A 22,802-nucleotide genomic window follows, 5' to 3' on the forward strand; every position below is an offset into this window, starting at 1 on the left:
GTCGCCCTAATTTATTTTAGGGCGACATTTTTTATGAAAACTAAATTCTAATTTGATGATCTTCTTAGTCTTTGGGCGAATATATCAACAGCTTCTGTTCTCATTTTTTTCGTTACATGGACGTACTTATCCATGGTAGTTGAAATTCTGGAATGGCCAAGTCTTTCTTGTACTATTTTAGGCTTTACACCATCCTCCAAAAGCATAGTGGCATGTGTGTGTCTAAGGGAATGAAAGTTGAAATCGAATCCTAATTCTTTTTTTACTTTTCCACTATGCCATTTGATTGAATTCGGTGTGACAGGTTCACCGTTTTCCTTAGTGCAAACAAATTGACTATCAAAATAGTATTTTCCATGACGAAGTTTATTCTCAGACTGGCGCTTGCGGACTCTCTTTAATTCTTGGAGCAAAATATCATCTATTGCTATTGTTCGAAAACTAGATTGCGTTTTTGGTGTTCCTAACTGTATGCCATGTTTATCTTGAAGCATGATGCGATCCACAGTCAATGTTTGATCCTCAAATGAAATATCGGACCATTGGAGACCGCAAACCTCACCGCGGCGTAATCCAGTATGAAACCCGATCATTAATGGTAGATGAAAGGGGCTAGAAGGTGGATTGCTATCTAAAATAGCCTGATACTGCTCCATAGTGATTATTTTCATATCGTCACGTGTTTGCTTAGGCTTGTTTTCAAAAGCTGGCATCTCAACGTAGATCATTGGATTGTTATTGATTGCTTGCCAAGGATAGACTGCTCTTTTGAATGCACCTTTTAAAACAGTAAAGATAATTTCAACTGAATGTTTAGATAGTGGGGTATTAAACCCATTAGGTAATTTATTTACCAACTCTTGCAATCTTGCTGGCCCAATAGAGCTGAGATAGTATTTGCCAATTTCTGGTTTTATGTATTTGTTAACCGCATTTTGATAATTTTTCTGAGTGTTGTATTTTAACTTCTTTTCAACATAGTTTTCCATCCAGTAGTCAAAGTAATCAGAAACACTCATTTCCTTAATATCAACTTTTCCTCCATCTTTATAAAGACTTAAGGCCTCTCTTAGTTTTTCTTGTGCCTCTGTTTTTGTATTCCATCCGCCTTTTTGTATACGTTGACGTTTGCCTCCAATTTTTGCCATTTCGATTACGTAATGCCATTTACCGCCAATTTTCCGCACATGTCCATTCATGGCAATCCCTCCTTAAAACCTGTTTTGTATATAAATAAGCTAGAAATATACAAACGTATGTTCTTTTGTATTGAAAAAGAAAAGCCCGAAGGCTATTCTTTAATTTAAATTGTCAATTGCATATTGAGCTTCTTCTGGTGTGAACTTTTCATAGATTAACTGATCATATAAGCCGGAGTCAGAAAAAGAAGAATAGTCAAGGTAGTCTTGAGCCATGTCGAATGCTTTTGATTTCCAATCAACGTCTATATTATCTACAGCATATCGTGCAGCATCATCTGGGTATTGTTCATAAATGAGCTGATCATAAAGTCCTTCTTTTGAAAAAGAAGTGTAATTTAGATAATCAATAGCAGATTGTTTAGCATTAGCATATTCTCTAGGTAAATTTGCTTCTGCCTCAGCTGCCTCGGTTTCTTCTTTTTCTTTAGATGCCGCAGCTTCTTGAGCAGCTTTTTCCTCTTCCTGTTTTTGCGCTAAAACTTTGGCATTGGGTTTTACAGTTATTTTTGCACTAGTATTACCGCCATCAAGTCTAGAATTTATAGTGAGTTCTTCGTCTTTATCACCAGTTAGAGTATGATTTAAAGAAAATTTTCCATCTTTGTCTGCTTCAACTGAGTCACCAATTATGCCCAATCCTACAGAAACCGATGCACCAGGATTTGTTGTTCCAGTGATTACGGCGTTACCTTCTTCGTCAACTTCTAGTTCTTCATTATCTAATTTAAGTTCAATAACTACAGAATCACTACTAGAACTCTCCGATTCTTTGATCGATTCAGTTGTAGTTGTTGCAGTTTCCGCTACTTGTTTATCATCATCTCCTGAACCTAGAATACCCACCAATGCAAATGAAATTGCAGCTAGCCCAATTGCGATATTTCTTTTACTTGAATCTGGTTTTCTTTTAATAAAATACCATATACCAACACAACTTATAATAAAAATTAAACTAAACAACCCTGTCATTTTCCCATCTCCTAAAAATTATTTATAGATTTAAAAACTGCTACAGTCCCATCCGGTTGGAATAGGAGAGTGTAGTTGTTTTCAGTTTTAACGCCTGTGAATCTCCGAGCATAGTATTTAACAGCGTCTTTAAAAGTCTCTTGGCTGACTTCGAGATGAACCGCACAATCCAAAACGGTTCGGCAGCCTTCCTCAAAGCAATTAATAATGTCATAGGGTGTCACAACCAGAGTAGCCCCAATATCTCTGGCTCGGCGTTCTTGTTTCCGCTTCTCATTTGTATCTTGTAGGATAATATTCCCATAAGAGGTGAGGTAGTGACCTAGTTCCTCAGCTAGTGTGCTATTCATTTCATATCGTTCCTGATTGGGATTAAGATAGATCACATCGTTGATCAATAACCCTTTTTGTGAATCGGGCATTGTTGATTCTATCTTATATGTAAGTTCAGGAAACATTGTCATAAGTTCTTCGGACAATTGCAATCGATCACCTACTTCTTATGGTCCCGATTTTTAACAAATTCAATGAAGTTTAAAATTTCATCCATTTGCTGATCGGTAACATTATCATCAATATGCGCTGCTATGGTATCCACTTTATCCGTTTTTTCTTTGTTTGCAGATGGTTTGTCAAGATAGCCCGCTAATTGCATTAAATAATCATAATTAACATCATATGCTTCTGAAAGAATTTTCAACGCTTCAGGGGTGGGGTTGATAGGAGTCCCGCGACGACTGAAACCTTTTTCAAGATCGGAAATATAAGAGTGACTTAATCGACCATCGACTCTTTGAGAAACACTTCTTAAAGATTCAGATCCTCGTAACTCTCTTAAGTATTCGCCTAATTTGTTCGACATGGCTTCCACCTCCTGCAATTATTGTAATTCATATCTTACAAAAAATATATAAATAATTTGTATTTCATGTTTGACAAAGTGTCGTTCATGTACTACAATAGTTTTTGTAAGATATAGCGAACTAGAAAGGAGCTGTAAACCATGATAAACTCGATTCGAATTATGCGTATGTCAAAAGGCCTTACACAAACAGAACTTGCAGATAAAGCAAACATCTCAAGGCCCTACCTGGCAGGTATAGAGAAAGGCGAGAACAATCCTAGTGCTCAAATTGCTCTTGCGATTGCGAAAGCACTAAATACTACTGTAGAGTCTATTTTTTTACTTGACATGTCGTACAAAAACGACAAAGAGAAAGAGGTATCTAAATGAAAGACAAACCACAAATGATCAAAGCGAATGTCGACTCGGGATTTCTACCACGCTATGTAGAAATGATTATTCCTGCAATTAAACGCAAGTTTAGCATTTCAATTGGTATTGAAGGCGAACTGTTCATAAACCCTGGCGGTGTCGAAGAAATCATCATTCGTTTTTTAGCTACCGATGAAGTAGCACAGGACATATATTCCTATATTGACGAAAAATGGCAGTTCGCCTCAACACCAGAACTTGTTGCTTAAGTACATTTTATGGCAGTTCACCTGCTACGAAAATAAATAACTAAATACAAAGGAGATGAAGATATGAGCGTAAATGCCATTGAACAGAACATTGCGGCTATCTATCGAAAGGAGGTAGACAAGCAAGCTCTTAATCAAAGGATGATGGCTCAGGATATAAATATTTCTCCACAATTACTGAGTCATGTTTTGAATGGACGTAGATCCATGGGGATTGAGAAGGTTGTAGATATTGCTGAATACTTACAAGATCCAAATGTTGACTTTGAGGTTGCAGCAACGCTATTCCACACACCTAAACCATTAAACAGAAAAAGAAGAGATAATCACCCTTTATCCAAAATGGTTGGGCAAGACAAGGAAGAAATGGAACGAATTGAAGTTGAGAAAAAATATGAAGTTTGGGATTTGCTTACTATCGAACCGGATGAACTTTCAGATATTGAGATCGATCATCTGAAACTATATTGGTTTGAGCTTAGTGATGAAGTTAGATTGGAATTATCTGTTTTATCATCAATGTGCAATAGATTCGGTTGGGATATGCGAGATATGACTAGGCAGTCAGAAACAAGAGAAAGGAATGATTAGAAATGTTGGTTTACACATTGCCAGAACTAGCCGCTGAGTTTAAGACTAGCAAAGATAATATATACGCTTTAGTAAATCTCGGTGCAATTCAAAGTATTCAATTTAGTACAAATAAAGTGGTCAGCATATATGAAGCTGAAAGGTTCTTAAGGGAAAGTGCTGGAAAGCAGTTTGATCAAGTTATTAAGGAAGCCAAGAGACGAAAAAACTTGGAAAAAATTAGCAATGTAGTAAATCTTAAGGAGGCTTAAACATGAAAAGATCAATCAAAAATACATTCATCGTAACAACTTTATTACTATTTGTAGTAGCATTCTCAGCTATTCACATTGCTGCAGGTTTGACATTAGTTTTCTTATGGGGCTTCGCTAATGTTGTTTATGATTTAGCTGCTAAAGATTACCAAGACAAAGAAAAAAGACTTGCTAGCCGACCAAAGCAATAGCAAGTCCATCAAATATTTAGATAAATATCTTTGTCTCCATTTTAAAACAGAAAAGGAGAAATGACAATGAATTCTTTTGAACAAGCGTTAGACGAGTATTTGACAACTCCCGGATGGGGTCAACCAATTTCAATTGAGGAGATGACAGATGATGAGTAAATCAACTCTTGAAATGACTCATGATGAGTGGTTATTAGATCGTCGGAAGGGTATAGGTGGCTCAGATGTCGCTACAATCCTTGGTTTAAACAAATGGAAGGCGCCTTATCAATTATGGCTAGAAAAGACTGGTCAAATCGAGTTAGAACACACTGAGAGCGAACCAGCGTATTGGGGAAATGTACTAGAGGAAGTTGTTGCTAAAGAATTTCAAGAACGAACAGGCAAAAAAGTTCGCCGACGAAATCAGGTATTCGAGCATCCGTTACATCCGTTCCTGCGAGCGAACATCGACAGAGACGTTGTTGGTGAAAATGCTATTTTGGAATGTAAAACAGCAAATGCTTTCCTTGGTAAAGAATGGGAAGGCGAAGAAGTTCCTCTAAGTTATTTGTGCCAGGTTCAGCATTATATGAATGTCTTAAACAAGGAATATTGTTACATTGCGGTCCTTGTCGGTGGTCAGAAATTCATTTGGAAACGAGTTGATCGTGACCAGGAACTGATCGATACCATTACTGAACTGTTAGTAGATTTTTGGGAAAACAACGTTGTAAAAGGTAACGAACCATTGATAGATGGCAGCGAAGCCACTCAAAAATTTTTAAAAGATCGTTATTCAGAGTTAGAGGAAGTAGAAACGACCTTACCATCTACGTTTGATGATCTTGTTAGTCAAAAACATGAATTAAAAAAAGCAAAGAAAGATATCGAAACATCAATTAGACAGCTTGATAACGAGATTATAAGCGAGTTGGGCAAGCGAAAAGCTAGTATCGGTATCGCACAGAAAAATATTATATCTTGGAAACTGGTATCTACACGACGTATGAACAGCAAAAAACTTGCTGAGAAATACCCTGAAGTAGCCAATGATGAAGAAATTTACAATGTTACTGAATCTCGAAGACTTACAGAAAAGGAGATCAAATGATATGGCAACTAATGATACTTTAAAGAATCAGTTAGCAGAGAAAAACACCCAGTTAGTCGATCCTTCGAAATTAGGATTCAAAGCACTGATGAGCACGCCTCAAATGAAGAAGAAGTTTACAGATATACTTCACGAAAAATCAGATTCATTCATGGGATCACTCATGACACTTGTTGGTGGTGATAATTATCTCTCTCAAGCGGAACCAATGACAATTATTGCATCAGCGCTAAAGGCAGCTACTATGGACCTGCCGATTGATAAGAACCTTGGTTATGCATATGTAGTTCCGTTTAATCGCTATGAGAAAAAAGGCAAGAATTGGATCACGCACAACGAAGCCCAATTCATTCTTGGATACAAAGGATATATTCAGCTAGCACAAAGAAGTGGTCAATACAAAGCATTGAATGCTTTGGCAATTTATGAAGGTCAACTAATTGACTGGAATCCGCTTACCGAAGAATTTACCTTTGAGTATAAAGGTAAGGTATCCGATGAAGTTATAGGTTATGTAGGATTCTTTGAATTACTGAACGGCTTTAAAAAGACAGTTTACTGGACCAAGCAAGAAATTGAGAGTCATCGTATTAAGAATTCAAAAAATAAGGACAAAGAGAAATTAAGCGGGGCATGGGTTGATAATTACGACTCAATGGCCATTAAAACAGTTCTTAGAAATATGCTCTCCAAGTGGGGCTTGTTGTCTGTTGAAATGCAAGCAGCAATAACTTCAGATGAGAAAGTTTTTCGAGTAGACGAAAACAACGATTTGATTGAAGAAACTGATTTATCAGATATGGAGCCATTGAAGCAAGATCTAAAGGAAGCTGAACGAGTTGAAGAATCTGAAAACATCGAAACATTGTTCGATACATCAAATCCACCGATAGAAAAATAATGAGGGAGTTTAACTCCCTCTGATTAGGAGGAATAAGCGTGGCAAGACCAACGAAGAAAGGTCTTGATTATTTTCCTCTGGATGTCGATTTTTTATCAGATTTAAAAGTTCGAAGAATTATTAAAGCATGCGGTAAAGAAGCCGTTCATATACTGGTCGCCCTGCTGGCTAATATTTATCGAGATGAGGGGTATTACGTTTTGTGGGATGACGACCTTGCGTTCTTAGTGGCTGACGAAGTTGGTACGAAGGAGGGCACAGTTGAAGAACTGGTTAGAAAAGCCGTGCAAGTAAAATTCTTTGATAAAGATATTTTTGATAAATACTCCGTATTAACTTCTAAAGGAATTCAAAACAGATACATTCTAGCCACTAAGGAACGTAAAAAAGTTGAGCTTGAATTTAAATATTTGCTGACAAATGAAGTTAATCGGTCGAATATCTCGATTAATGGGCGGAATAACTCAGATAATCAGGGGAATAATCAACAAAGTAAAGTAAAGGAAAGTAAAGAAAAGGAAATAAAAGAAGACGCTACTGCGAGCGAGAGTGCGTCCCTAGAAACTTTCCAAAAATTATGGCTCTTTCCAAATGTTGTACAGGTTGAAGATCTGCTTAATCTGGTGAATATCTATGGCGATGAACTTGTAGAAGCTGCCATTAAACTTGCTGGGAGTAAAGACGTCCCTAAGAATAGAGCTATTAGCTTTTTAACGGCATCTTTGCAGGAATGGGCAGATGCTAACGTTAAAACGATCGATCAAGCGAGGGATTATCAACGAACTAGAGGCGCTAAGAAACAAGGCTATAATCAAAAGCCACTACGTGAGGAAAAACTACCTGATTGGGCTGTAAACGAACAGGGGGAAGAACAGTTATCACCTGAGCGCCAAGCGGAGCTTGATGCAAAATTAGCAGCATATCTAAACAAAACGAAGCATTGAAAGGAGCAGATGGCTTGAAAATCGTCATACCGATCACACCAAAGCCCCAATCAAGGCCTAGGTTCACCAAGCATCGTAAGACTCCCTATGAGGAATCAGCGATGAAAGCATATAAAGATGCAGTCAAATTCGTGTATCCACCAGCTTATATCTCAAAAGTAAAGAAAAACAGGACTTTGCTTGAGGACGAGACAATGTACTGCGATAAAAAGCCAGACATTGATAATTATTTCAAAGCAGTGACGGACGCGGTAAACGGCATTTTGTATAAAGACGATGGCCAGATAGCAGTTAGCATCTGCCGTAAAGTATACAGCTTCAATCCTCGAACAGAAATTGAAATTAATCCACTTTAGGAGGGACCATCAATGAGAAGCAGAAGCATTAAAGCGCCATTCAAAGATTTTGGAGAATATGAATCAGCAAATGTTCAAGAAAAAGGATCTGTAAAAGTTGGTGAAAGCTACATCTGCACTCCGGGAAGACCTTTTTCAGGTCAGATAAGAGCGCAAGTAAGTCGTATCTACAAGAATTCAGCACGAGTAAGGATCCTCAGTTGCATTGAAGAAAAAGATGATGAAATACAACTAAATCTTAACGATGTGACTGTAGTAAGTCTTAAGAAAATCCACGAAGTCTGCTAGAAACTCAGAAATTTGTTGGTTAAGAATCGGAAGAAATAAAAAACTAGGAGGAAAGGATGCTCAAGTTAATCACGTTAGAGAAAATTGGTTTTAACAACTCTATAAAACTAAATGATCTTTTTGATTATGAAGAGGACTCGTGGATTGTACGAGCTATTTCTGGCAACCGCATTAAAGGTTGATTTATTAATACTGGTGGTATTAAAGGATTTCAGCATGACCTAATCGAAGCAACTGTAGTAGCGCAAAAAATCGGTACGTTTGATAAAAATAACAGAGTTTCCAGTGAAACAGAAATCATAAGCACAGCTAAAATGGCTTCGATTAATTCTCTTTCGTCTCACGAAAAGCGGCGCACTGTAAGGGTCGGGGATGTGTGCGAATTGGGAGACAATGAATTTTATATCGCAAGAGAAGTAACAGAAATCAAGTACAGCTTTGTTGATGTAGTAACCAAGTTAAAAGGTTATAGCGTGACTGAATTAACACCGCTAGAAATTAAAAAATTTAAAAATCAAAGACGATTAAACGAATTAGGTTGGTCAGTCTGTTAGTGACAGAAATACACAACTAAGAAAAGAGGAATAAGAAATGTTTAAATACGAGAATAAAGAGTTCCGAGCTAATTCTCTATCTCATGCCTATACGAAATTTTTAGATGAATCTTGGGGATCGCACTACGTTGATTACCTAAAACAAAATAATCTTGAACATGAAAAAATTTATGCGACAGAAGATATTGAGGAAGTTGAAAACCTTGTTGATGGATACTACCGATTGAAGCAAAAGTTAGAAAATGGTGCTGTTTTCCAAATCGAGGTTTGGGAAAACGGAGATGGGTCATATGATGGGCTTGCTCAGGTGGTTTAGTTGATAATCCACCAAAATTGTGGAAATAAAAAAACTACCCTAAAAGAGTAGCAACAGAATCATAAATTATTTTTTTTGGAATCTGAAATTCCGTGTTTAACTGCCAATCTGATGATTCCATAAAGCATAAATCCTATAAAAATATACCAAATAAAAGCTAAAAAAGTTCCCAAAGCAATACCTCCTTTTAGGTATTGTAACATATTTTACATTTTAACAAGTCAGTTATCCGACGAAATAAAAAAACTAGTTCGAAAACTAGTTTAAGTTTCATAAGGACTATTTACAACGTTATTGATCATCTACAACTTTTTTCAAAGCGTTCATAATAATTGTTTCATCTGATGGATTATTCATTACCAATTCAGTTGCTTTGGCATTAGCAGCAGCAAAAGGAGTTTGTAAAGATTGTTTTACTTTTGGGTCAGTGACAGAGTCTATATAATCTTTCTCTTTTTGCCAAGCATCTTTAATTTGTTGATAGTATTCATCTTCTTTATTTGTCATAGGGACTGAAGTTTCTTGGTTGCTAGAGTTTTCAATAAAACTACTTTCTAGAGTGTTATCTTGTGATTCCGATATGGATTGATATTTATCGAGAGAATCTTCAGTAGTATTTTCGTGTGATTCTGTTGCAGAAGAAACCATTGTTGTCGAAGATGTTTTTAAAGTATCAGACGAATCGGAAGCAGTGCTGACGGACGTTTTGTTAGAACATCCAGATAGTACCAGAACACAGCCTAAAATAAAAAATGACTTTTTCATAAGTTTATTCTCCTCATATAAAAGCTTTTATGTTGAATTAAGGATAGCATAATGAAATAACTTGGTAAATAATTAGCGCTAGAAACGGTAAATAAAGTGAATTGTCATTTCATTAAACACAGTAAAGAATAGTCAGCGATAACGAAAAAAAGATACCTAAGTATCTAATCTTTTAGGAAAGCAACTAATAAAAATAAAACAGCTGGAATCCAATAGAACTTTGAGCCTAGTCCTAGTATAAAAAAAGCTACAGCTATACCAAGGTAAGTTTTATCTGCATCATTATAATTATGAAATTTCATACGATCGCCTCCTATGGCGATTATATCATGAACGGAGGGATAAGATGGAAACTGATTCAAAAAAGGAGCAAGATCGGAAGAAAAATTCGCTCCAAAGTACTTGCGGTAAGAAGGAGCGAAAATGTGTAGTGTGCAAATCAAGTGCCGAACTAGAATTAGAAGATGGAATCTTTATTTGTGAGAATTGTGCTCAAATTCAAGGGGAGCTGTCTGAAATGTAGTGCTATCAGACCCGGTTCCAAGTTGTTACAAAGTTTTGAGCATCAACTTCTAGTTCAAGAACATCTTCACTTTTCAATGGACCAGCTTCGATAATTTTACCATTTTGCAAATTTAGAACAGCAAAATTCGAATCTGGTTCCATTTGAAAATCTTTTTCTGCCAGTTGCATTAATGTGAGTGATGATTGTATGTTACGTTTTGTCAGTTTTGCATCAGAAGATTTTTTCTTGTAATAAACCTTAACGTAAAGTTTTTTACCGTTAACTATAAGGCCTAATTCAGGTGAGGCACCTACAAATAAATCATCAGTAAGTTTCCAAAAAGATTTACCAGTTTTGAAGTAAGCTACATCGTTCTTTTTAATAAATTGAATGTAGGTATTTATGGCACCGGTGTAATTTTTAACTTTTTTCTCATTAATGCTGAGTAAGAGATTATTCAAGTTTTCAATTGGTAGATTATTTTCGTGTAACCTTTTAATCTCATCTCTTAAAGGCTTCCAATAATCAATCGATGGATGATAGCCAGGCGAATTTTTAATATCTCTCACAGCCTTTATTTTGGCGCTTGTACTCACTTTTGATGTGTATGTTAAGAATTGAGTTAATGAAACATTAATAGACATGGGTGTGCTCCTTTCATTTATTTCAGCGGACCACTCGCTGATAAGAAAATTATATCAAAATAAATAAAAAAGTAATCAGCAAATTTATGGAGGTGTCAGAGAAATGATGATAAAAGCATGTTTTATATTCGTTTTGTCTGTTTTAGCTATTTCATCATCCTATACAATTGTGGACCAGCAACGGCAGATTGAGCAGTTACAAGAACAGCTGCAGCATGAGCAGATGAAGTACAAGATTATTATCAACGATCCGTTGGTCAGGGATGCGATGGAAGCGGGAGGGTAAAGATGGTAAGTGAATACGAAAGGATAATTCAAGAAAGTTTTCATAAACTCGGATATGCACAAGATCGTTTATCAAGCCGTGGTATTCATGGAAGGGTTTTACGTTTCGAAATGAGTAAGGAGACGTATGAAGCTTTAAAAAATAGAAGTCGAATAGACATAGATCCTTCGAGAGCAACCTTGTTTGGCAATAAAATTTTGATCAATGATGATTTGCCTAGAGGGCAAGTTAATGTGTTAGGAGTTGAAGCGTGACAGTTGCAGTGTTAGTAGCTGTGGCACTTTTTGCCACAGTATTCGCAAGTGTGATTTTCGGGAAAGAATTAGATGAAAAGGAGAAGCAAGCCATTGCCGAAGAAAAAGTTAGATTGAGCAAAACGTCTGAAGTAAAGGAGCGAAACTATGAAGGAGGCTATTTTATGGAACAAGATGGCTTTGATAGTGGAAATTATACTGATGGAACAAATAAAAGAAATTGAAAAAGAAACAAAATAAAAAGCATTAAGCAATCGCCCAATGCCCCCAAAATAATGATTTTGTCCCCGCCAAGGTAACTTCATTATACCAAATAAAGGGGCGATTGAGCAATGATGCTATTACTAAGAGAAGTTGATTTCTCGCAAACGAGAAAGAATGCACGATATGTTTTGAAGAACTACCGTCGGTTGGAGCGGATTGCAGGTCGTTCAAAGATCGATGTCCGCTCACCGATTATTACTGATATGCCTAGAACACCTAGTAATGGAAACAAGTCCGAAGATGCTTTTATTCAAAGACTGGATGCAGAGGCAGAAAGAGATGCAATCATTGCAGCGCTTATGGCTTTGAAGCTAACAAGCAGACAGATACTTCATTATAGCTTCTGCTTACAAGATCAGTATTCTAATCTACGGATCGCAGATGAGATGGGCTATTCAGTTCGGCAAATTGAGCGAATGAAATCAGATGCATTGGTTGAATTTGCTGAAAGTTATCGTCGTGGCAAACTTGTCGCTTATCGCTGAAAAATGGCGGTTTTTTGGCGGTATAATGGCGGTTTAGTACCAATAATCAATAGTAAGATAGTATTATCAATTATTGTAAATAACAGGGCGCACTCCTTTAAGATGCGTTGGCAGACCTACTTTCTGAAAATTATTCCCAGCGCCCTGTATTTAACTAAGACGGCGACAAAAAATCTATTATGAATGGAGTTGAACACACTCCTTATCTTCATTCGCTAGCCGTCTTTTTCAGGAATTGGCTCAGTTTGGTAGAGCATCAGATTTTTAATCTGAAAGTCGTAGGTTCAAGTCCTACATTCCTGATTGGGAGTTGTCAATTAGATTACTCACATGATCTTTGGTGATTCCTACTAAACAGTCCTTCGGGGCTGTTTTTTGTTTTGGTAAAGTAGCAAAACTCCAATATATAAGGTATGATAACGGTATCTTAGTAAAGGAGTGAGTGGAATGGATTTAAGCGAACAGATTAAAGAAAATGAGCTTGTTGATTTGAGGAATAAATTGGACAAAATTTTTACAATAGTAACTGATGCAAATCCTGATTTTAAAGAAATAACTGATTATCCAACGTTAAATTTACTTGATCAAAGTGAACAATTAGGTGAATATTATGATGTTTTCAATGACATTTTAAATTGCGCACCTGTTTCAAATAGCGCAACTTATAGATATTACAAAAAGAGCCTTGAAGATATAGAGAATAGTAAAAAAATTGTTGATGGCAAGATAGATGAAATTAGGAAGAAAAATCTGGAAGAAGTTCAAACTATTGAGAGTATAATCGAGTATTTAGACAAGCAATTATAGACCTCCACTGGGGGTCTTTTTTAAACATAGAATTACAAAACAAACACAGATTGCGAGGTGAGAGTAGTGAAATTAACTGAAAAACAACGTAGATTTGCGGATGAGTACATTATCAGCGGTAATGCTACTCAAGCCGCTATTTCTGCTGGGTATAGTAAACGAACTGCTAAGTCTGTAGGTAGTGAGAACCTGACAAAACCTGACATTAGACAATATATAGACGAAAGACTTGAACAGCTGCAATCAGAAAAAATTGCTAATCAAGAAGAGGTCCTGGAATATTTGAGTAAGGTTATGCGAGGAGAAGAAACAGATCAAACGGTAGTCTTTCAAGGATCTGAATATGGCTCAACGATAGAAGATGTGCAAGTAGCTAATAAAGATCGTATAAGAGCAGCTGAACTTCTTGGCAAAAGGTATAGCCTATGGACTGACAAAGTGGAGCTAGATGGCAATATGGATCTGAAGGTGGTGGTTGATTATGGTGATGGCGAAAACGAAGCGCCAAATGATAGTTAAGGTACAATTTAACCGGAATTTCCAAACCTATAACACCACTAGGAAAAGATATCGATTAGCTAAAGGATCGGCTGGTTCTGGTAAATCAGTAAATACTGCGCAAGATTTTATCATAAAACTTGGAGATCCAAAGTATAAAGGAGCAAATCTTCTTTGTGTTCGTAAAGTCGCTGAGTCAAATAAAGATAGTACGTATGCTGAATTGAAATCAGCTATTTATAAAATCTACGGATCTGATTACCACAAATATTGGTCGATTAAATCATCGCCTATGATGCTTGAATCAAAAATTACTGGCAATCAAGTGATATTTCGTGGAATGAAAGATGACGGACAGCGAGAAAAAGTAAAATCTATTACTTTTGACCGTGGTAAACTCACCTGGATATGGATTGAGGAAGCGACAGAATTTTATGAAGCCGATGTAGATATTCTTGATGACCGTTTACGTGGTAATTTGGATTTTAACCCATATCTTTACTATCAAATGACTTTTACTTTTAACCCGGTATCTGCTACTCACTGGATTAAGGCAAAGTATTTTGATGTAACACATCCAGACATCTTTACTCATCAATCCACATATCTACAGAATCGATTCATAGATGAAGCCTATCACCGGCGGATGATGATGCGGAAAGAGCGTGATCCTGATGGATATCAAATCTATGGGCTCGGCGAATGGGGTGAGTCTGGTGGACTTATCCTTACTAATTACATTGTAGAAAACTTTAACACAGATCCAGAACGATTTGACTACATGGTTAACGCTCAAGACTTTGGATTCAATCATGCCAATGCTATTGGTGAAATTGGATTTAAAGATGGTGAGCTTTTTTTGTGCCGAGAAATCTACGAGTTCGAAAAAGATACGAGTGAACTTATTGCGATCGCTAATGAGAAACAGATCAATAAAAAGCTTGTGATGTGGTGTGATTCTGCAGAACCGGACAGAATCAAAATGTGGCGTAAAGCCGGATATAATGCCGGACCTGTAAAAAAGGAACCTGGCAGTGTGTCAGCGCAAATCGATTATTTGAAGCAGATGCGCATCCATATCCATCCAAGTTGTACAAATACAATCAAAGAAATACAACAATGGAAGTGGAGAAAGGACGAGAAATCCAATACTTTTACAGATGATCCGGTAAATTTCTTTGATGATGCAATGGCCATGTTAAGATACTCTATTGAGATGGAGAGAAGAAAACGTACTGTTACTAAAAAAAGAAGAGAACGTAAAACAGCATTTTAGGAGGTGGTTTCATGACATCGAAAATAATTAGTGGTGGAATGGCGGGTTCTGTTCCTAAAGAATATATCAAAAAGAACGTGAGCATTGAGAAGAAAAGAACTCTAAAGTTTAAGTCTGCAGGTGGTTTGGATCAAAGTAGGGATTTAACTCAATTATCTCCACCATATGACATTGCTATTTTAAGATCAATTACCGATATCTCTGACATTTTAAATCAATCAATTGAAGCTTATGTAACCAACGTGGCTGGGTTTGGTTTTGGTATACGTTACAAGGTTGACGATACCGAGGAAACAGCAGAAATGAAGGCAGAATGGAATCAATTGGATAACCTTCTCAAAGAATTATCCTTTGAACGTCCGCCGAAAGAAGTGATTGAGGAAGTCATTCGCCATGTTGAAGAATGTGGGAATGGCTATATTGAAGTTATTCGTAATCTTAAAGGTGATGTTGTAGGGATTGATTCTGTCAAACCTGAGTACATGACTGTGACCAAACTAAATAGAGTAATAAATGCGGACGGATCAGAAATTAAGGTCCGCTATTTTGTTTTTCGTGATTCTATGGATGATTCTGTTAAAGAATCTGGAACGTGGTATAAAACCTACGGGGACCCTACTCCGTTGAATTCAAATGGAAGTGTGGGTTCTGAGGGACAAGGCACGGCTACTGAAATCATTCACCTTAAAAATGGAGACTTTCAAGATCCTTATGGCAAGCCTCGCTGGGTAGGTCCATTGATTAAAATACTTGGAAATCGTAAAGCCGACGAACTGAACTATCGATATTTTACTCAGGGAAGACATATTCCATTAGCTATCCTATTAGAAAATGCTCAACTTACAGAAGCCAGCGAAAACTCCTTGCAAAATTACGCTAATGGAATCGGATCAGAAAGTGGAAATCAACATAAGTTCTTAGTAATTGAATCAGAAAAGCTAGGTGCGTCTGGCGAGATGACATTCGATGAAACAAAAGATAAACCATCTGTGAAACTAGAAAAGTTATCTGACATTTTGCAAAAGGATGCGCTATTTCTCGAATACGATGAAAATGTTATTGAAGCTGTTTTGGGTGCATTTCGATTGCCTCCTATTTATGTGGCTAGATCAAATGATTATACAAGAGCAACAGCTGAGACCGCCAAAGAGCTCACAGAAGAGCAAGTATTTCAACCTATGCGAGAATCTTATGATTGGCGTATTAATTCATTGTTTAGAGAATATGATTTCAAATATGTAGAAGTATTCTTGAAATCATCCAATCTTGTAAACATGGAGGATGTGAAAGCGATTCTCACACCAGCTATCCAAGCAAATGCAGTCGCTCCTAATGATTTGAGAGATATCCTTTCTAAAGCTCTCAACAAGCCGCTAGAAGCTTTTGAAGATGACAAGTACAATTTACCTATGACACTTTCTGCTGGAGGGGTGACAAGCCAAAGCGATAGCCATAATGGAAATATTGATTCAACCGAACCTTTAGAAGCCGGTGAAACAAACGAGACGGGTCAAACAGTGCAGCAAGTCTCCCTAAATGGTGCTCAAATTACGTCATTAGTTAACATTGTTCAGGCTGTTGCTGGAGGTACTCTATCAAGAGACAGTGCCATACAGATGATAACGGCCGCATTTCCATTTGACGAAGATAAAGCAAAATCTATCTTAGGTGATCCTAAGTTCGTGCTGTCCGAAGAAGTGGCGAAAGCATATGGATACACCGAGGAAGGGGAGTTATCTGGCATGATTAGAAGAATTATTAGGAGGGCAAAAAATGGATGACGAGACCCTTATTAATAAAGCCCTTCAAATAAAAAAAGAAGAAGATGATGAACTGGCTAAGCTTCTAGAAAAAGCAGGCTTTTTATTTGTTCCAATTTTGCTTACGTTCATCTTAAATTCAGAGGATAAGATGGATGACACCTTGCAAATTGATTACGAGGAAGTATGGGAAAAGGTAAAGAAATTCGTAGAGAATCGAAAAAAGAAACCGACCAAATTATCTATAAAAGTTATGCTCCGTGGACGATCATTCAAATCAAACATGGAAGAAAGTGTTATCCCAGAACTGAGAAAAGCTTTCTTTGGGTTGTTTGATGAATTTAATGCCAAGTATGATGGATCTGAAGGCTTTGATTATCAGACGAAACACTACCGAGACATCGAAAAATGGCTTAGGACGCTGCCAAAGTTAATGAACATCACTACAGAGAACGCTCTTGTAGGAGTGATTCAAGAATCTTTTGATGAAGGCAAAGGAATCCGATGGTTAGAAAGTAAACTGTCTTCACTTCCTGAATTTTCTCGCAATCGTGCCAGGACAACTGCAATCACTGAGGGATTAAGGATGTACTCTGGCAGCCAGTATGAAGCATTTATGCAAAATGATGCTGTTATAGGTATGACTTGGCGCCACACTCATGGCATAAAAGAACCGAGAAAAGGTCACGAGGCAATGGACGGTCAGTCAATCTCTAAAGGCGAGTATTTCATCGTCAATGGCGAAAGCTGCCGTTATCCTCGTGACCCTATGTTATCTGCTAAAGAGTCGATACATTGTCATTGTTTTGTGGTGCCACAAATTGAATAATCATTTTTTCTCATTTTTACTATCTTTTTCTTTTAGTTCTATTTTCCTTAATCGGATCTCTAGATCATTTCGCTTTATTTGTTGAACATCCATTAATGCTTTGGTTGTAAAATTAAATGTTTTACCTAAAGATGACGCAATAGATCGGATGATGATAAACCATAATATAAAAGTATCGATTGATTCAGGGAATATTTCTCTTACATAATCAATAGGTCCTCCAACTGGTTTCAAATAGCTTAAATCTTTTTCGAACTTGATAAGTGAGATTTTATCCTGTTCATTCAATGTAGAATCTTGTTCTAACGCTTCAGAAAGGGTAACTTCATTGTTTTTAAGAAATTGAAGAATAGACATATTAGCAGCAACGATCGCTGCAAGATAAGGTTTTATATCGCTTGTTTTATCGATAGAATTAGATAAAAAAACTTTTAATTGTTCTTGGCGAAAATAAAAATCGGATGTCTTAGGTGATTCGAGTAATTCACTTAGATATTCACTGTTATAGTATTCTTGCTCCATAAAATCAGTCCTTTTATTAACAATTATAACATTGAAAGGTGGTGAGAAAATGCGAAAACTAGAAAACGTTCTTGTAACACATGTTTCATACGTGGATAAGGCAGCAAATAAGAAATCATTCTTTCTTACTAAGTCTGCCGAAGACCTAAAACCAAATTTTGAAACCGAAGTTAAGTTGGTTACTAAATCAGATGATCCACAAAAACTTGTATATGGTGTTGTTTATGAGCCTGATGTTGAAGATGTTCATGGAGATTTCATGGATGCTGACACAATCGAGAAGGCTGCACATGGATTCATGGCGGATTATCAACAGATTGACAAACAGCACGATTTCACCACGAATGCTGGAAAAGTAGTAGAGAGTTACGTTGCCCCTGTTGATATGACTATCGGCGAAACCACAATCACAAAAGGAACGTGGGTACTTGTCACTAAAGCTACTGATGAAATGTGGGAGTCAATCCAGAAAGGTGAGTTCACAGGTTATTCATTAGCAGGAACCGCTCAAGTGGAAGATGTCAAAAAGCAAACAGCTGATAATTTTAACAACAGCAAAACTTATCGGGATATTAATGCAGCTTTAGACGCTTTTCGTTCTGCTTCATGGTCTATTTTAGATAATTACACAGCAAACGACGCTGACAAGATAGCTAGTATTCAATCTGAAATTAACGAGTTATCCACATTGATCAGTACTATTGATACAAATAAATCAGTTACCAAACAAGGACTAATCGAAACGGTTAAGTCCTTTTTTAGTACAAACAAATCCGAGGAGGATGAGGAAATGACAGAAGAACAGTTAAAAAAAGCGCTCGGAGAAGCGCTGAAACCTGTAAATGATCGTTTAACAGCTTTGGAAAAAGGCGAAAAATCAGATGAAAAACCAGAAACAGCGAATTCAGAAGCTAGCGTCGTTTTAGATGCTGATGCTATTGCTAAGGCTGTTTCAGAAGCCGTAGCACCTTTGAATGCTAAGATCGAGAATCTCGAAAAATCTCGAATCAGCAATAATAACGAACCAAATTACACAGGAGCGGTTGAGAAATCGGTTGTACCATCTTATGTGGACGCTGCTTTCCCAATTTCTGAATAAAGGGGGAAACACAAATGACAAACGTTTTATCGAACGAAACATTGATCAAACAAATGAACGCAATCTTGAAAGCTGGTAACAATGTTACCTTACGTGAAGACAATGCTCGAGCGTTCTTCTTAGATGCAGTTGCAACTGCAGGAACTATCGGGAAATTATTTGTCCATTTTGCCAAATCAGGGACAGGATCTTTGGATAAATTAGGTGTTAAAAAGCGTACATTGAAAAAACATCTAGGTATTAACACTGAAGATACTGGCACGGATATCAAAGAAGAAGACACAGTACCATTCTCTCTTGTTCCGGTTTACTTGGATACATGGATCGAGAACAGCAATACATTTTATACCGCTCGTACTCGTGGGCAAGATGTCCGTCAAGCGTTACTTTCACTAATGCAAGCTCAGTATGCAGCGGATTTGCAAGATCTAGCATTTAATGGGGATGAATCTTCATCTGATGCATTCGTGAAGTTAAATGATGGTTACATCAAAATGGCTAAAGCATCTGCTGAAGTTAAAGTAGAAGGTGCAAAATTGCCAACGATTCAAGAGCTAACAGCTGCAACTGCTAGAATTGAACCAAAATATTTGCGTCAAGGAACATTTAAGTTCTTTATGTCTCAAGCGACAGCAACAAACTATGTTGTTGAATTACAAAATCGAAATACTGCTTTGGGTGATGCAGTGCTCGTGGATGGTGCTCTACGCAATATTGGCGGATTTGGCGTCGAAGTTGTCGAGTCTATGGAAAACAACGTAATTCTGTTTACTCCATACGAAAACCTTGCTGTAGTTTCTGGTTTAACTGTTACATTGACAACTGCTGCTCAAGACAGTCGTGCCGTTGCAAAACAGGCAACATATCACTTCATGCTTGATGATATTGACTTCATCATTCGTGAACCTAAAGCACTAGCTTACTTCGGTATTGACGCTACTCCAGAAGGATAAGAAAGGTAACGGTGAAAAACATGGCAAAATACAACGTTTTAAAAAAATTCCGTGATAAAGAAACTAAAGAAGTTTATGAAGCAGGGACGGTCATTGATATGACCGTTAAACGTGCTGAAGAAGTTGCTGTAAATCTAGATGATTCTTTCTTAGAACGTGCTGAAGAAAAGAAAGATGACAAGAAAGCCGGCAAAGACGACCAGAAGGAAGACAAAAAAGAAAAGTAGGTGAAGATCATGTCTGAACCTTATGTTGATGAAGTCTTTTATAAGGATGATTACGAGGGAACGCCTGTTGAAGCTGGGAACTTCTCTCGTCTATCCAAAAGGGCTTCGGACATTATTGACTCTTTGACAGATTATCAAGTGCCTAAAATCGGTTTGGATAAATTTTCCGAACATGTACAGCTGCTGATAAAAAAAGCTTGTTGTGCTCAAATTGAATACTATCAAGTTGAAGGTATAGATCTTGATGTTACAGGAAATACTTTGAGCGGTCAAAGCGCTTCTATCGGCGGGTTTAGCTATTCTAGCGCAACAACGTCAACGAGTAAGCAAGCCAATCGGGTCGCTCCAAATTGTCTTTCATATCTAGAGGGAACCGGTCTTTTGAGAAAAAGGAGTGTGAGGATCGGTGTCATTTAAGCCAATACCTAAACACTTGTTGATTCATGAGGTTATCTATCAGGCTCCAAAGCCTGATGATGATGGCTCAATGGGAAGTGGTGAACTACCTAACCCACAGAAGATTGAACATGTGAGGTTTACTCCTAAGCGAAAAAGAATTATAAAAACGGATAATACAGAGGTTTTGACTAACGGCATTTTGTACGTCGATGCTGTTAATTCAAAACCTTTTGTAAATCCTAGCGAGGATGGAACAATTACATTTCAAAACCGCAAACTAAAAATCGTTGAATGCTATGAGGTTTTCACGGACCAGTTAGATCCACATCATATTGAGGTGATGTTGCAATGAGCGGGAGATTTGAAGGTAATTTCGATCGTATTGAGAGAGCTATCGAATCCGCTCTCAATCCGACCGCAATCGCATTTGCTAAAGCGGCTAATCAGTATGTTAAAAAAGACACTGGGGCAACCGAAGCTAGTGTTTGGGTTGATAGTGATTTCCCAAAAGGAAAACTGGTATGGGGTACAGAGTATGCTGGGTACGCATATTATAGGGGAACTCCATCTAAAAACCACAATCCTCAAGCATCCATACGGTGGGCTGAGGTTGCGAAAGCTCAAGATATGGATGAAGTACTGAATGTGGCAGAAAAAGCAATTAAGGAGGCTCTGTGATGGATTTATTTGCACGAATTGCTGATCACTTACGCTTATTAGAACTTGAAACACCAAGAGTAACAAGCACTGGGAAGCAAATCATTCAAGAAGACAAACCTCCTCAGCACAATGAACGAGATTTATCTATACAAGGGATTGCATCCGGACAAGGACAGCAGGACTTGGCTAGAAACAGGCAAATTCCGTTCATGGTTCAAATCATTATCAAAAACACAAACCAATCACAAGCTTTTAATGATGCTTGGAAGATTGCAGATAGCTTTGATAAATTGCCAAGAAAAGAAAATGGTGAATGGGTCACACTTCGCTCGAGTGATGGCTCATTTTTGTTTGATTCGAGTGAAGTTTACACACAGCCTAGAAATTTAGGAATTCAAGAACATGATGCATATCTTTATGTACTAACTGTTCGATTAAATATAAGTAAATAGGAGGAAATTTCATGAAAATGAATTTACAGTATTTTGCAGCTGGTGAAGGCTATTCACCTAACTGGATGAACAAATATGAAATCGGTGTAGCTGCAACGGTTGGTGAAAACGGAAAACTTGTGCCACCTACGACCGTTCACGAGCTAGCAGATGGTATTCAGGAAGCAACACCTTCACAAGATGAATCATCTGAAACATATGAATATTACGGTGATAAAGGTGGATCAAACACCGATATCACAAGAGTTACCGGTGTTTATGCTTTTACTGGTCACCGAAAATATGCCACTGATGCAGCTCAAGAATTTGTACGCGATCGTTTAAATAAAGCTGGACAAGATCGAATTGTATTTTTCCGTCACACTGAACCAGATGGCCGAGTAATTCAAGGTAATGCTACCTTGTCAGGTATCGTCCATACCGGCGGGGGACCAAACAACCGTGGTAACTTTGAAATGCAAGTATCTTTCAATGGTGTTCCAGAGGACACCAAACTCCCAGAAGGCTAGTCATTGTACTAGCCTTTTTCTTTTACATAAAAAAATAGGAGGAATAACAAATGTCAAAAAACAATTTAATCGAAGTAGGTTTTAAAAAGCAGGTTCAACCAGTAAGAATTGCGGGTTTAGATTTCGGAATCAAAACAGGTAAGAAATATCGTGATCAGTATTTGTCAGAATTACCCAAAATGCTTGAAGTTATTCAAGAGCAAGAAAAGGTTATTAAAACAGCTTCTGAATCAGGTGATTACGAAGCAGTCGTTGAAGCTAATGATAAAGTTGAGTCCGTTGTTAAAGACGTTATTGATTTAGTGCTGGGTGAAGGATCGTTCGATAAACTGATGGATGCTGCAGATGATGAAATTGATTTAGTTGTCGGGGCATTCCTTGAAGTTTCCGATCAATACAAAAAGCTTCAAACGAAACAAAAAGCACAATCCTATATCGACGGTAAAAAGAAATAGAGGTGATGC

Annotated in this window: 39 protein-coding genes and 1 tRNA gene; 32 read left to right on the forward strand and 8 right to left on the reverse strand. The window is 37.4% G+C overall.

Going from position 1 to position 22,802, the window contains the following annotated elements; genetic code table 11:
- Positions 1-47: 47 nt before the first annotated feature.
- The 4 genes from IGI71_RS07900 to IGI71_RS07915 form a co-directional block, all read right to left on the reverse strand.
- Complete coding sequence (locus tag IGI71_RS07900) at positions 48-1,199, reverse strand: tyrosine-type recombinase/integrase (RefSeq protein WP_430616302.1); 1,152 nt, start codon at positions 1,197-1,199, stop codon at positions 48-50.
- 99 nt (positions 1,200-1,298) lie between these two features.
- A complete protein-coding gene (locus IGI71_RS07905) occupies positions 1,299-2,171 on the reverse strand; it encodes an Ltp family lipoprotein (RefSeq protein WP_430616304.1) in 873 nt (290 codons plus the stop codon).
- 11 nt (positions 2,172-2,182) lie between these two features.
- A complete protein-coding gene (locus tag IGI71_RS07910) occupies positions 2,183-2,656 on the reverse strand; it encodes an ImmA/IrrE family metallo-endopeptidase (RefSeq protein ID WP_430616305.1) in 474 nt (157 codons plus the stop codon).
- Between the two features lie 8 nt (positions 2,657-2,664).
- The gene (locus tag IGI71_RS07915; RefSeq protein WP_231436059.1) at positions 2,665-3,033 is read right to left on the reverse strand and encodes a helix-turn-helix domain-containing protein; all 369 of its coding nucleotides are present in this window, start codon (positions 3,031-3,033) and stop codon (positions 2,665-2,667) included.
- 141 nt (positions 3,034-3,174) lie between these two features.
- On the opposite strand from IGI71_RS07915, the gene IGI71_RS07920 reads away from it, so the two are divergent.
- The 12 genes from IGI71_RS07920 (at position 3,175) to IGI71_RS07975 (ending at position 9,144) form a co-directional block, all read left to right on the forward strand.
- Positions 3,175-3,405: a helix-turn-helix transcriptional regulator gene (locus IGI71_RS07920; RefSeq protein WP_231436057.1), complete on the forward strand. Its 231-nt coding sequence runs from the start codon at positions 3,175-3,177 to the stop codon at positions 3,403-3,405.
- Positions 3,402-3,656, forward strand: coding sequence for a hypothetical protein (locus IGI71_RS07925; protein WP_121261465.1), 255 nt, complete (start codon positions 3,402-3,404; stop codon positions 3,654-3,656). Before IGI71_RS07920 ends, IGI71_RS07925 begins: the two co-directional genes overlap by 4 nt.
- 63 nt (positions 3,657-3,719) lie before the next feature.
- Positions 3,720-4,247 carry a helix-turn-helix domain-containing protein gene (locus IGI71_RS07930; RefSeq protein ID WP_142967516.1) on the forward strand — a complete coding sequence of 176 codons (528 nt, stop codon included), beginning with the start codon at positions 3,720-3,722 and terminating at the stop codon, positions 4,245-4,247.
- A 2-nt stretch (positions 4,248-4,249) separates the two neighbouring features.
- Positions 4,250-4,498 carry a hypothetical protein gene (locus IGI71_RS07935; RefSeq protein WP_060792029.1) on the forward strand — a complete coding sequence of 83 codons (249 nt, stop codon included), beginning with the start codon at positions 4,250-4,252 and terminating at the stop codon, positions 4,496-4,498.
- A 2-nt stretch (positions 4,499-4,500) separates the two neighbouring features.
- The gene (locus IGI71_RS07940; RefSeq protein WP_060792028.1) at positions 4,501-4,692 is read left to right on the forward strand and encodes a hypothetical protein; all 192 of its coding nucleotides are present in this window, start codon (positions 4,501-4,503) and stop codon (positions 4,690-4,692) included.
- A gap of 151 nt (positions 4,693-4,843) precedes the next feature.
- Positions 4,844-5,785 carry a YqaJ viral recombinase family protein gene (locus tag IGI71_RS07945; protein WP_430616306.1) on the forward strand — a complete coding sequence of 314 codons (942 nt, stop codon included), beginning with the start codon at positions 4,844-4,846 and terminating at the stop codon, positions 5,783-5,785.
- A gap of 1 nt (position 5,786) precedes the next feature.
- Positions 5,787-6,686 (forward strand): recombinase RecT, encoded by a 900-nt coding sequence (locus IGI71_RS07950; protein WP_430616307.1) that lies wholly within the window; start codon positions 5,787-5,789, stop codon positions 6,684-6,686.
- Positions 6,687-6,724: 38 nt separating this feature from the next.
- Positions 6,725-7,630, forward strand: coding sequence for a Lin1244/Lin1753 domain-containing protein (locus tag IGI71_RS07955; protein ID WP_430616308.1), 906 nt, complete (start codon positions 6,725-6,727; stop codon positions 7,628-7,630).
- 14 nt (positions 7,631-7,644) lie between these two features.
- Complete coding sequence (locus IGI71_RS07960) at positions 7,645-7,986, forward strand: RusA family crossover junction endodeoxyribonuclease (protein WP_430616309.1); 342 nt, start codon at positions 7,645-7,647, stop codon at positions 7,984-7,986.
- A gap of 12 nt (positions 7,987-7,998) precedes the next feature.
- Positions 7,999-8,274, forward strand: a complete 276-nt coding sequence (locus IGI71_RS07965) for a hypothetical protein (protein WP_413159612.1) — start codon at positions 7,999-8,001, stop codon at positions 8,272-8,274.
- 383 nt (positions 8,275-8,657) lie between these two features.
- A complete protein-coding gene (locus IGI71_RS07970) occupies positions 8,658-8,828 on the forward strand; it encodes a hypothetical protein (protein ID WP_413159613.1) in 171 nt (56 codons plus the stop codon).
- 37 nt (positions 8,829-8,865) lie between these two features.
- Positions 8,866-9,144, forward strand: coding sequence for a hypothetical protein (locus IGI71_RS07975; protein ID WP_194185987.1), 279 nt, complete (start codon positions 8,866-8,868; stop codon positions 9,142-9,144).
- Between the two features lie 291 nt (positions 9,145-9,435).
- Here IGI71_RS07975 and IGI71_RS07980 read toward each other — a convergent pair whose 3' ends face one another.
- Positions 9,436-9,909 (reverse strand): membrane lipoprotein lipid attachment site-containing protein, encoded by a 474-nt coding sequence (locus tag IGI71_RS07980; RefSeq protein ID WP_413159614.1) that lies wholly within the window; start codon positions 9,907-9,909, stop codon positions 9,436-9,438.
- Positions 9,910-10,073: 164 nt separating this feature from the next.
- Positions 10,074-10,211 carry a hypothetical protein gene (locus IGI71_RS07985; RefSeq protein ID WP_155642942.1) on the reverse strand — a complete coding sequence of 46 codons (138 nt, stop codon included), beginning with the start codon at positions 10,209-10,211 and terminating at the stop codon, positions 10,074-10,076.
- Positions 10,212-10,255: 44 nt separating this feature from the next.
- On the opposite strand from IGI71_RS07985, the gene IGI71_RS07990 reads away from it, so the two are divergent.
- The gene (locus IGI71_RS07990; RefSeq protein WP_155642941.1) at positions 10,256-10,432 is read left to right on the forward strand and encodes a hypothetical protein; all 177 of its coding nucleotides are present in this window, start codon (positions 10,256-10,258) and stop codon (positions 10,430-10,432) included.
- 5 nt (positions 10,433-10,437) lie between these two features.
- Here IGI71_RS07990 and IGI71_RS07995 read toward each other — a convergent pair whose 3' ends face one another.
- Positions 10,438-11,058, reverse strand: coding sequence for a hypothetical protein (locus IGI71_RS07995; RefSeq protein ID WP_060792021.1), 621 nt, complete (start codon positions 11,056-11,058; stop codon positions 10,438-10,440).
- Positions 11,059-11,161: 103 nt separating this feature from the next.
- Between IGI71_RS07995 and IGI71_RS08000 the strand changes: the two genes are divergently transcribed.
- The 10 genes from IGI71_RS08000 (at position 11,162) to IGI71_RS08045 (ending at position 17,517) form a co-directional block, all read left to right on the forward strand.
- Entirely contained in the window at positions 11,162-11,344 is a 183-nt protein-coding gene (locus IGI71_RS08000) for a hypothetical protein (RefSeq protein ID WP_413159615.1), read from the forward strand.
- A gap of 2 nt (positions 11,345-11,346) precedes the next feature.
- Positions 11,347-11,598: a hypothetical protein gene (locus IGI71_RS08005; protein ID WP_413159616.1), complete on the forward strand. Its 252-nt coding sequence runs from the start codon at positions 11,347-11,349 to the stop codon at positions 11,596-11,598.
- On the forward strand, positions 11,595-11,822 hold the full coding sequence (locus IGI71_RS08010) for a hypothetical protein (protein ID WP_413159617.1): 228 nt from the start codon (positions 11,595-11,597) through the stop codon (positions 11,820-11,822). The genes IGI71_RS08005 and IGI71_RS08010 overlap by 4 nt, the downstream gene beginning before the upstream one ends.
- A gap of 108 nt (positions 11,823-11,930) precedes the next feature.
- On the forward strand, positions 11,931-12,347 hold the full coding sequence (locus IGI71_RS08015) for an ArpU family phage packaging/lysis transcriptional regulator (RefSeq protein ID WP_430616310.1): 417 nt from the start codon (positions 11,931-11,933) through the stop codon (positions 12,345-12,347).
- A gap of 229 nt (positions 12,348-12,576) precedes the next feature.
- Positions 12,577-12,650, forward strand: a tRNA-Lys gene (locus IGI71_RS08020).
- 144 nt (positions 12,651-12,794) lie between these two features.
- On the forward strand, positions 12,795-13,154 hold the full coding sequence (locus IGI71_RS08025; RefSeq protein ID WP_413159618.1) for a hypothetical protein: 360 nt from the start codon (positions 12,795-12,797) through the stop codon (positions 13,152-13,154).
- Positions 13,155-13,220: 66 nt separating this feature from the next.
- A complete protein-coding gene (locus IGI71_RS08030; protein ID WP_118215323.1) occupies positions 13,221-13,673 on the forward strand; it encodes a terminase small subunit in 453 nt (150 codons plus the stop codon).
- Positions 13,636-14,928, forward strand: coding sequence for a PBSX family phage terminase large subunit (locus IGI71_RS08035; RefSeq protein ID WP_413159619.1), 1,293 nt, complete (start codon positions 13,636-13,638; stop codon positions 14,926-14,928). Before IGI71_RS08030 ends, IGI71_RS08035 begins: the two co-directional genes overlap by 38 nt.
- A gap of 11 nt (positions 14,929-14,939) precedes the next feature.
- Positions 14,940-16,709: a phage portal protein gene (locus IGI71_RS08040; RefSeq protein WP_081116455.1), complete on the forward strand. Its 1,770-nt coding sequence runs from the start codon at positions 14,940-14,942 to the stop codon at positions 16,707-16,709.
- Positions 16,702-17,517 (forward strand): phage minor head protein, encoded by an 816-nt coding sequence (locus IGI71_RS08045; RefSeq protein WP_430616311.1) that lies wholly within the window; start codon positions 16,702-16,704, stop codon positions 17,515-17,517. Before IGI71_RS08040 ends, IGI71_RS08045 begins: the two co-directional genes overlap by 8 nt.
- Here the strand turns inward: IGI71_RS08045 and IGI71_RS08050 are convergent, their stop codons facing one another.
- The gene (locus IGI71_RS08050) at positions 17,518-18,039 is read right to left on the reverse strand and encodes a hypothetical protein (protein ID WP_428212056.1); all 522 of its coding nucleotides are present in this window, start codon (positions 18,037-18,039) and stop codon (positions 17,518-17,520) included. It abuts the gene before it with no gap.
- Between the two features lie 49 nt (positions 18,040-18,088).
- Between IGI71_RS08050 and IGI71_RS08055 the strand changes: the two genes are divergently transcribed.
- Genes IGI71_RS08055 through IGI71_RS08095 form a run of 9 tightly spaced genes read left to right on the forward strand, consistent with a single transcriptional unit; the run spans position 18,089 to position 22,793 of the window.
- Positions 18,089-19,138, forward strand: coding sequence for an XkdF-like putative serine protease domain-containing protein (locus IGI71_RS08055; protein WP_430616312.1), 1,050 nt, complete (start codon positions 18,089-18,091; stop codon positions 19,136-19,138).
- 14 nt (positions 19,139-19,152) lie between these two features.
- Positions 19,153-20,091 carry a hypothetical protein gene (locus IGI71_RS08060; RefSeq protein WP_010748247.1) on the forward strand — a complete coding sequence of 313 codons (939 nt, stop codon included), beginning with the start codon at positions 19,153-19,155 and terminating at the stop codon, positions 20,089-20,091.
- 20 nt (positions 20,092-20,111) lie between these two features.
- Positions 20,112-20,318: a hypothetical protein gene (locus IGI71_RS08065; protein WP_086332162.1), complete on the forward strand. Its 207-nt coding sequence runs from the start codon at positions 20,112-20,114 to the stop codon at positions 20,316-20,318.
- Between the two features lie 9 nt (positions 20,319-20,327).
- Entirely contained in the window at positions 20,328-20,735 is a 408-nt protein-coding gene (locus tag IGI71_RS08070) for a hypothetical protein (RefSeq protein WP_010748249.1), read from the forward strand.
- Positions 20,725-21,069 carry a putative minor capsid protein gene (locus IGI71_RS08075; RefSeq protein ID WP_010748250.1) on the forward strand — a complete coding sequence of 115 codons (345 nt, stop codon included), beginning with the start codon at positions 20,725-20,727 and terminating at the stop codon, positions 21,067-21,069. Before IGI71_RS08070 ends, IGI71_RS08075 begins: the two co-directional genes overlap by 11 nt.
- Complete coding sequence (locus IGI71_RS08080) at positions 21,066-21,395, forward strand: hypothetical protein (RefSeq protein WP_010748251.1); 330 nt, start codon at positions 21,066-21,068, stop codon at positions 21,393-21,395. The genes IGI71_RS08075 and IGI71_RS08080 overlap by 4 nt, the downstream gene beginning before the upstream one ends.
- A complete protein-coding gene (locus tag IGI71_RS08085; protein ID WP_010748252.1) occupies positions 21,395-21,829 on the forward strand; it encodes a phage tail terminator protein in 435 nt (144 codons plus the stop codon). Before IGI71_RS08080 ends, IGI71_RS08085 begins: the two co-directional genes overlap by 1 nt.
- A gap of 11 nt (positions 21,830-21,840) precedes the next feature.
- Complete coding sequence (locus IGI71_RS08090; RefSeq protein WP_010748253.1) at positions 21,841-22,338, forward strand: phage tail tube protein; 498 nt, start codon at positions 21,841-21,843, stop codon at positions 22,336-22,338.
- Positions 22,339-22,388: 50 nt separating this feature from the next.
- A complete protein-coding gene (locus tag IGI71_RS08095) occupies positions 22,389-22,793 on the forward strand; it encodes a hypothetical protein (protein ID WP_413159622.1) in 405 nt (134 codons plus the stop codon).
- Positions 22,794-22,802: the final 9 nt, after the last annotated feature.

The sequence above is a fragment of the Enterococcus sp. DIV1279b genome, from assembly GCF_050531515.1.
In the GTDB taxonomy this organism is placed as follows: Bacteria; Bacillota; Bacilli; order Lactobacillales; family Enterococcaceae; genus Enterococcus_D; species Enterococcus_D casseliflavus.